9 protein-coding genes are annotated in these 8134 nt (G+C 68.0%); 3 read left to right on the top strand and 6 right to left on the bottom strand.

What is annotated here, in order from left to right; all coding sequences use genetic code 11:
• The coding region (locus AB0I34_RS40195; RefSeq protein ID WP_360448981.1) for an integrase core domain-containing protein at positions 1-81 on the top strand (81 nt) is incomplete at its 5' end.
• Between the two features lie 10 nt (positions 82-91).
• Here the strand turns inward: AB0I34_RS40195 and AB0I34_RS40190 are convergent.
• Entirely contained in the window at positions 92-613 is a 522-nt protein-coding gene (locus tag AB0I34_RS40190) for an N-acetyltransferase family protein (protein WP_360456566.1), read from the bottom strand.
• 38 nt (positions 614-651) lie between these two features.
• Between AB0I34_RS40190 and AB0I34_RS40185 the strand changes: the two genes are divergently transcribed.
• On the top strand, positions 652-1215 hold the full coding sequence (locus AB0I34_RS40185) for an XRE family transcriptional regulator (RefSeq protein ID WP_360456563.1): 564 nt from the start codon (positions 652-654) through the stop codon (positions 1213-1215).
• Here AB0I34_RS40185 and AB0I34_RS40180 read toward each other — a convergent pair.
• Both AB0I34_RS40180 and AB0I34_RS40175 read right to left on the bottom strand, forming a co-directional pair.
• Entirely contained in the window at positions 1182-2717 is a 1536-nt protein-coding gene (locus AB0I34_RS40180; RefSeq protein ID WP_360456560.1) for an FAD-dependent monooxygenase, read from the bottom strand. The genes AB0I34_RS40185 and AB0I34_RS40180 overlap by 34 nt on opposite strands.
• A 76-nt stretch (positions 2718-2793) precedes the next feature.
• Positions 2794-3408: a TetR family transcriptional regulator gene (locus AB0I34_RS40175; RefSeq protein WP_360456557.1), complete on the bottom strand. Its 615-nt coding sequence runs from the start codon at positions 3406-3408 to the stop codon at positions 2794-2796.
• Positions 3409-3509: 101 nt separating this feature from the next.
• Here AB0I34_RS40175 and AB0I34_RS40170 point away from each other — a divergent pair, with 101 nt between their 5' ends.
• A complete protein-coding gene (locus AB0I34_RS40170; RefSeq protein ID WP_360456554.1) occupies positions 3510-4718 on the top strand; it encodes a TerC family protein in 1209 nt (402 codons plus the stop codon).
• A 317-nt stretch (positions 4719-5035) separates the two neighbouring features.
• Here the strand turns inward: AB0I34_RS40170 and AB0I34_RS40165 are convergent, their stop codons facing one another.
• The 3 genes from AB0I34_RS40165 to AB0I34_RS40155 are packed head-to-tail and all read right to left on the bottom strand — an operon-like array spanning position 5036 to position 8132.
• Positions 5036-5866: a carbohydrate ABC transporter permease gene (locus AB0I34_RS40165; RefSeq protein ID WP_131361139.1), complete on the bottom strand. Its 831-nt coding sequence runs from the start codon at positions 5864-5866 to the stop codon at positions 5036-5038.
• 2 nt (positions 5867-5868) lie between these two features.
• Entirely contained in the window at positions 5869-6825 is a 957-nt protein-coding gene (locus tag AB0I34_RS40160; RefSeq protein ID WP_360456550.1) for a sugar ABC transporter permease, read from the bottom strand.
• On the bottom strand, positions 6822-8132 hold the full coding sequence (locus tag AB0I34_RS40155) for an extracellular solute-binding protein (RefSeq protein WP_360456547.1): 1311 nt from the start codon (positions 8130-8132) through the stop codon (positions 6822-6824). The genes AB0I34_RS40160 and AB0I34_RS40155 overlap by 4 nt, the downstream gene beginning before the upstream one ends.
• Positions 8133-8134 lie beyond the last annotated feature (2 nt).

Genomic DNA, 8134 nt, shown 5'->3' with positions numbered 1-8134 from the left:
CTCAACCACTACAACACTCAACGCCCACACACCGCACTCGGCGGCCGACCACCCATCACCAGACTGCAACCAACCTCATGACCGGGTACAACTAGCGGGTCTCCGCCGGCGGGTCCGGGAGGATGGCGAGGGGGCGCTGCCGCCAGTGCACGTCGTGCCAGCCGCCGAGCTTCCAGCCGATCCGCCGATAGGTACCGATCTCCTCGAAGCCCATGGCCTTGTGCAGTCCGACGCTGGCGTCGTTCGGCAGCGTCATCCCGGCGACCGCCGTCCGGAATCCACGCTCGGTCAGCCGCTCGAACAACGCTTCGTAGAGTGCTCGGCCGCCACCCGTCCGGCGCCGGCCGAGCTCGAGATAGACGCTCACCTCACAGGACCAGCGGTACGCCGCGCGCGGCTTCATCGGACCGGCGTACGCGTACCCGGTCACGTCGCCTTCCTCCTCGAGCACCAGCCAGGCGTGGGTCGCCTGTGCCCTCGCGATCCGGTCGACCATGTCGGCGGCCGTCGGCGGTTCGGTCTCGAAGGTGATGGCGGTGTCGGTGACGTACGGCGTGTAGATCGCCGCACAGGCAGGGCCGTCGAGCTCGGAGGCGTCTCTGATCTTTGGCATGTCACGATAGTAGCCACAACTGCCGCTATAGTGGCAAGGTGATTGACGAACTCTCCGCTTCGCTCGCCGCGACCGTGCAGGCTGCCCGGGTCGCGCAGGACCTGTCCGTGAACGCGCTGGCCGATCGATCCGGGGTGTCCCGCGCGATGATCGGCAAGATCGAGCGCGGCGAGGCCCAGCCGACCGCGGTCCTGCTCGGCCGGCTGTCCGGCGCCCTCGGTATGACGCTGTCCGAGCTGGTCGCCCGCGCCGAGAACACCGACGACCTACTCCGCCGCGCCGCCGACCAACCGGTGTGGACAGACCCGGCGACCGGATACCGCCGCCGCGCGGTGTCGCCGATCACCGACAGCCCACTCGAGCTGGTGGAGGTCGAGCTGCCGCCCGGCGCCTCGGTCTCGTATCCGCCCGACGCCTACATCTTCAAGTACCAGCAACTCTGGATCCTCGACGGCCATCTCCGCTTCCACGAAGGCCCGGTGATCCACGACCTGCACACCGGCGACTGCCTCCAGCTCGGGCCGCCGACGCCGACCAAGTTCCACAACCCGGCGACGGATCCCTGCCGCTATCTGGTCGCGCTGGTCAACGGCCGCTCCTGATCCGCGCGTACGCCGAACCACCGGGCCAGCGCCGTACGCAGGCCCTCCTGCTCCGCGACACCGTCGTGGTCCGCGGCCCAGGCGACGTACCCGTCCGGCCTGATCAGCAAGGCGATCAGCGACTCACCGCGACCGGTGACGACCTCGATCCGATCCGTGCTCACCGTCGCGGCGAAGGACGCACCCTCGGTGAGATCGAGCAACAGCGGACGACCGGTCCGGGTCAACTCGGCAAGCCGGGTGCCATCCACCCGCAGGTCCGGCGCCCACCGACCGGCCAATGGATGCGGGCCGTCGTGGTAGCGGATGTCCGCGCCGGTGATCAGGTCCGCGATCCGCTGCACGTTCCGCGGCTCGGACAACAGCTCACCGAACAGCTCTCGCAACGCGGTCACTTCGTTGCCCGGGGCAATCAGCGCGGACTGCGCCTGCGTCTGCATGACCACCCGCTGCCCGACCGGCCGACGCTCCGACTCGTAGGTGTCGAGCAGTCCGTCAGGCGCCCAGCCCTGCAGCTCGGCGGCGAGCTTCCAGCCCAGGTTGATCGTGTCCTGCAGGCCGAGGTTCAGCCCAGGTCCGCCGATCGCCGAGTGCACATGGGCGGCGTCCCCGACCAGCAGCACGCGGCCCTCGCGGAATCTGTCGGCGAGCCGGCTGTTCCCACCGGTGACCCGCCGCAGCAAGCGCGGACCGTCACCCTCCGGCGGAGTCAAGGGCAGGTGTACGCCGAGCACCCGGTCGACGCTCTCCTGCAACTCCTCGAACGTCATCTCACCGTCCGGGGCGTCGTCCCACTCGCCGGTGCTGATCGCGGGCAGCCGGTCCGCGAACGGCGCGTACACGAACAGTCCGCGCTCGTTGCGGTGATGCATGAACGGCGCGATCACGCCGTACCCGGGGATCGTCAGTACGCCGGTGGCCGGGTCGACGTACTCCGACGGCACGAAGGCGTTCGCCGTACGGGAGACCATGGCGTCGTTGGTGACGCCGGGGAAGTCGATGCCGGCGAGCTTGCGGGTGAGGCTGTGGCCGCCGTCGGCGCCGACGAGGTAGCGGGCGCGCAGTTCGTAGCTGCCGTCCGGACCTTCGACCGTGACCGTGACCGCGTCCGGGTCCTGGCTCAGACCGGTGAGCTCGTGGCCGCGGCGGATCTCGGCACCGAGTTCCAGGGCGCGCTCCTGCAGGACTTCCTCGATCCGGCGCTGCGGGACCGGCAACAAGTAGACGGGGTTGTCGTCGAGCTGGCTGAGGTGCAGCGGCATCGCGGCGAACACGAAGCCCGGCTGCGGTTCCGGCGGGCCGGACCGACCGCTCAGGCGCTCGTACAGGCCACGACGGTCGAGCATCCGGACGACCTGGCCGACCAGGCCGTTGGCCCGCGGCACTTCACTGCGTTCGGGTAGGCGCTCCAGCACGATCGGCCGGACTCCCGCCAGCCGCAGTTCGGAGGCGAGCATGAGGCCGTTCGGTCCGGCCCCGGCGATGACGACATCGGCATCCATGACAGGTGTCCTTCCAAGGAAAGTTGGCGTGACTCACCGCCCCGGCGGCGCCGGGGGTCTTCTTGAGGTGTGGGTCCTAGTGCTGTTCGGGTTCGGGGAGACCTGCGCTGACCAGGTCGAGGGCCTCCGACAGGAGGTCGGCCATCGACCGCGGCGGATCGGCACGCAGCCATTCGGCGATGGCCGCCGCCCGGGCTGAACCGACGACTTCGGCGACCAGGCGCGGATACAAGCCGTGCGTCCCGGTCCGATCCGCGACCGCGTCGGCGAACTCCGCACCCGCCGCGGCATACGCCCGCGCCAGCTCACCCTGCAACGACGGCTCGGTCACCATCAGCCGGATCCCGGCCAGCCACCGCTCGTCCGGTGGCTGCTCGCCGCCGTGACCCGTCTCGCCGAGAGCGAACTCCGATCCGATCGACGCCCGGATCGCGGTCCACAGCGGCTCGTCGGCCGGCCGGGCGCGCAGCTCGTCGGCGATCCGCAGGCTACGGTCGACCTCCCGGGCGGCGATCGCCTCGGCCTTGCTGGAGAAGTAGTTCCGGAACGTCCGCAGCGAGACCCCGGCCTCGGCCGCGATGTCCTCGATCTTCACGTTGGCCAGGCCCCGTTCGACCGTCAGCCGCACGGCCGCCCAGCTCAACGCGATCCGCGTCTCCTGCTTCTTCCGCTCCCGCAACCCGACGGCCATGTCCACGACGGTAGCAAAGTTTGCCGAAAGTGCAAAGATGCCTTTTAGGCAAATTTCTGAGAGGTTTTGAGAGGCGGACCCGCCGTGGTTGGGTTGAGCCCATGGCCGTGTCCCCGGTGGTCTGGGTGCTGACCCTGCTCGGCATCGTCGCACTGTTGTTGTTCGACTACTTCTTCCACGTCCGGTCGGCGCATGTGCCGACGCTGCGGGAGGCCGCGATCTGGTCCACCGTGTACGTCGGCATCGCCATACTGTTCGGCCTCGGGACGTTCGTCTTCGGCGGTACGGCGATGGGCTCGGAGTACTTCGCCGGGTACATCACCGAGAAGGCGCTGTCGGTCGACAACCTGTTCGTGTTCCTGATCATCATGACCAGCTTCCGGGTGCCGCGGGAGAACCAGCAGAAGGTGCTGCTGGTCGGGATCGTGGTGTCGCTGATCGCCCGCGCCGGGTTCATCTTCGTCGGGTCGGCGCTGCTGAACACGTTCGCCTGGGTGTTCTACCTGTTCGGGATCGCACTGCTGGTGACCGCCGGCAACATGCTCAAACCGGAGACCGAGGAGTCGCACTCGGCCCAGAACATCGTGGTCCGGCTGAGCCGGAAACTGTTCCGCACCAGCGAGGAGTACGACGGCGACCGGCTGACCACCGTGGTCGACGGGCGCCGGATGATGACGCCGATGCTGCTGGTGATGCTGGCGATCGGCGGCACGGACCTGATGTTCGCGCTGGACTCGATCCCGGCCATCTTCGGCCTGACCCAGAACGTGTTCGTGGTGTTCACCGCCACCGCGTTCAGCCTGCTCGGCCTGCGGCAGTTGTACTTCCTGCTGGACGGGCTGCTGGACCGGCTGATCTACCTGTCCTTCGGGCTGGCCGCGATCCTCGCGTTCATCGGCGCCAAGCTGATCCTGCACGCGCTGCACGAGAACAACCTGCCGTTCGTGAACGGCGGCGACCACGTCGAGGTGGTCGAGATCAGCACCGGCCTGTCCCTGGTCGTCATCCTGGTCGTCCTGCTGATCACGATCTTCGCGTCCCTGTTCAGCACCCGCGGCCGGACCCAGACCGCGATGGCCCACATCCGCCGCGACGCGACCGCCTATCTGGACGCGGAGTACACCGAGGACCCCGCCGAACGAGAGCGGATCTTCCAGCGGCTGCTCAGGGCCCGCGACCACATCACCGCCCTCGGCCCGCAGGCCAAGCAGCAGGTTCGCAACGAGACCGAACTGATGGCCCTGTGCCGCGAGGTGGCCGACGCCCACGCCGCCGCCCACCCCGACCACAAGATCCGCCCTAGCCTCTAACCCACCTCACCCACCCCCGCCCTCCCAAGATCCTCCCCAAACCGGTCCGGGGATCTCGACGCCAACCGGGGAGGCTCCTGCGCCCGATTCAGGCAGACGACCTCCCCAAACCGCCCCGGCACCCCACCCCGCCAACAATCCTCCCCAAACCGGTTCGGGGAGGATCCCAACCACGAGCGGGGAGACTCCCGCACCCGAATCGGGCAGACAGCCTCCCCAATCCCAATCCCAATCCCGGCGCGGGGCTTGGTGTGCTGGGATTGGCACGGGCTTGGTGTGCTGGATCGGGCGGGGATGCTGTGGTCGGGCGGGGCGGGTCAGCCTTTGACGGCTCCGGAGGCCAGTCCGGTGACGTAGAAGCGCTGGAGGGCGACGTACAGGACGACGCAGGGGATCATGGCGATGACGGAGCCTGCGACGAGCGAGCCGAAGTTGACCTCGCCGTACGCGCCGGCCTGGACGTTCACCAGCGCGACCGGCAGCGTGTAGAGCTCGTCCTTGGTGAGGAACGTCAGCGCGCCGAGGAACTCCGTCCACGCGGCCAGGAACGCATACAGCGCGACCGTCGCGGCTCCTGGTGTGATCAGCGGCCGCAGGACCGATCCGATCATGCGGAGGGTGCCGCAGCCGTCGACGTGGGCCGAGTCCTCCAGCTCGACCGGCACCGAGGCGAACGAGTTGCGCATCACGAAGACGCCGAACGGCAGGTTCACCGTGGTGTAGAACAGCACCAGCCCGAGCAGGCTGTCGGTCAGCCGCAGGACGTTCATCTCCAGGTACAGCGGAGTCAGGATCGCCTGGAACGGGATCATCATCGACACCACCACGAGCGCGAACAACAACGGCCCACTGCGGAAGCGGAACCGCGCGAACCCGTACCCGGCCAAGGTCGCCAGTACGGCGGTCAGCACCGCCGTACTCAACGCGACGATCAGACTGTTGCCGACGGACCGGATCAGATTGCCCGGTCCTTCGATCAGGGTCCGGAAGTTGTCCCAGGTCAAGTGGAAGAACGTCGACGCATCCGGCGCCGCGACGATCACGTCGTTCGGCTGCACCGACCGGAAAAGGGCCCACAGCAACGGTACGGCGAAGACCAGGAAGGCACCGCCACCGCCGACGACGTACAGGGTGTTCTTGAGTCTCATCGTCAGTCCTTCTCCCGGAGCAGCCAGAACTGGGCCGCGGTGACGAGTCCGACCACGATCACCAGCACGATCGACAGCGCGGTCGCGGCACCGAGCTGTAGCTGGACGAAGGCGCGGTTGTAGATGTACTGGACGACAGTGGTGGTGTCCGTACCCGGCCCGCCGCGGGTCAGGATGTAGAACTGCGTGAACGCGAGCAGCGAGCCGACCACCGAGATGATCACGCACATCGCGATCGTCCGGCGCAGCACCGGGATGGTGATCTCGCGCTCCTGCTGCCACCAGGTCGCGCCGTCGAGTTCAGAGGACTCGTAGAACTCGCGGGGGATCGCCTGCATGCCGGCCATCAGCAGCATCATGGTCAGCCCGCTGACACCCCAGATCACCAGCACGCAGATCAGTCCGGTCGCGAGCGGTCCGTCCACCAGCCAGGCCGTCGTACCGTCGGTGATGCCGAGCTTGCGGAGCACGATGTTGATCGCGCCGCTGTCCGGCTGAGCCTCCAGCACAGTGACGAAGCTCAACGTCGAGAGGCCGACGACGAACGGCAGGAAGAAGACCGTCCGCAACAACGTCGCGCCGCGGCGCTTACGTCGTACCAGGACCGCGAGCGCGTACCCGAGCACGAGAATCGGCCCGGTCACGAGGACCGTGTACAGCAGGGTGTAGAGGACCGACTTGGCGAACGCCGCATCGGAGGCGATCGCGGTGTAGTTCTTCAGCCCACTGAACTTCACCGTCCCGATCAGCGGCCAGTTGGTCAGCGAGATCACCACGGCGAAGGCCAGCGGCACCAGCACGAAGACCCCGACGAACAGCACGGCGGGCGTCACCAGGAGCAAGCCGGTCCGGGCTGGATGGGTGAGTGAGCCGCGCCCGGCCCGTCGTCCGGCCGAGGCCGCCTTGCGTGAGCCGGAGTCGAGCCGGTGCGTACGGCGGGTTCCAACGTCCGTACTCATGCTTGTCCCTGGGACAGGATCCGGTCGTAGTTCTGCTGTGCTTCCTTCATGGCGGCCTCCAGCTCGCCGTCGAACACGGCCCGGCGGAACATCTGCAGCCATGGACCGTCCGGCTGGTTGTAGAGCAGGTTGTAAGACAGCGTCGTCGGCGCGTAGCCCTCCGAGATGCGCTCCAGCGGCAGCGTCGCGAGCGGGTACTTCTTCGCGAACTCCGTCGTTCTCGCATCCGACCGGACCGGCGTGTAGCCGCCCGCCGGCAGGTCGATCTGTTGCGGCAGGTCCAGCGCGAACCGGACGAACTCCCAGGCCCCGGACGCGTTCTTCGCGCCGCGCGGGATGCACATGTTGTCGCCACCGTCGAAGAACGCCGAACCTCCGTCCGGCCCGGACAGCAACCGGGGCGCAACCTTCTGGTGGAACTTGTCGTCCGACGCGGACACGACCACGCTGTAGTTCGACGGGAAGATGCCGACCTTGCCGGCCCGGAAGTCGCTGCCCCAGCGGGACGCATCGTCGGAGAAGTTCGCCCGCGGCACCAGTCCGTCGACCCACAGCTGCCGGTGCAGCTCGAGCATCCGCTGGACCACGTCGTTGCCGACGATGTTGCCGGACTGCTCGCCGATCGTGCCTTTGATCAAATCGGTGTCCGCCGCCCAGATCATCGGCTGTACGACGAACCCGAGCGCCCCCGGACTGTTCGCCGGGAAGCTCCAGGCGTAGATGTCGTCGCCCAGCTTGCGCAGCTTCCGGGCCGCGTCCAGCAGATTGTCGAAGGACTTGATCGCCTCGTCCGGGTCGACCTCCGCGCGGTCGCACAGCTCGGTGTTGAACCAGAACATCGAGTTGTCGGCCAGGTACGGGACTCCGAACACCCGGTCGCCCTTGGTCGCGAGCCGGAGGTGCCCCGGGCTGACCTTGTCCCGGAAGTCCAGCGCCTGCAGCGGTTCGGTCAGGTCGGTGAACGCATCGCGGTAGATGAACAGCATCGAGTTGATGTCGTCGATGTCAACCAGGTCCGGCACGCCCCGGCCGCGGATCGCGGTGGCCAGCTTGGTCACGTACTGCGCGTCCAGCACCGGCGTCAGCTCGACGGTGAGCCGTTGCTGAGACGCGTTGAACTTCTTCACGAGGTCGGTCAGGCCGGTCTGCGTCGCCGCCCGGCACCACACCTGCACGGTGCCGGTGGCTTCCTGCCCGAACCCGGCCGCTTGCACGTCGGGTTCGGGCAGGACAGAACTGCAGCCCGGAACGGCGCCGGCCGCGGCTGTCGCCGCCGTCAGACCGAGGAACTTCCGCCGGGTGAACATGG

The sequence above is a fragment of the Kribbella sp. NPDC050281 genome, from assembly GCF_040655855.1.
Taxonomy (GTDB): domain Bacteria; phylum Actinomycetota; class Actinomycetes; order Propionibacteriales; family Kribbellaceae; genus Kribbella.
Note: the sequence above shows the minus strand (reverse complement) of the source record. Positions and strands in the feature narration are given on the sequence as shown.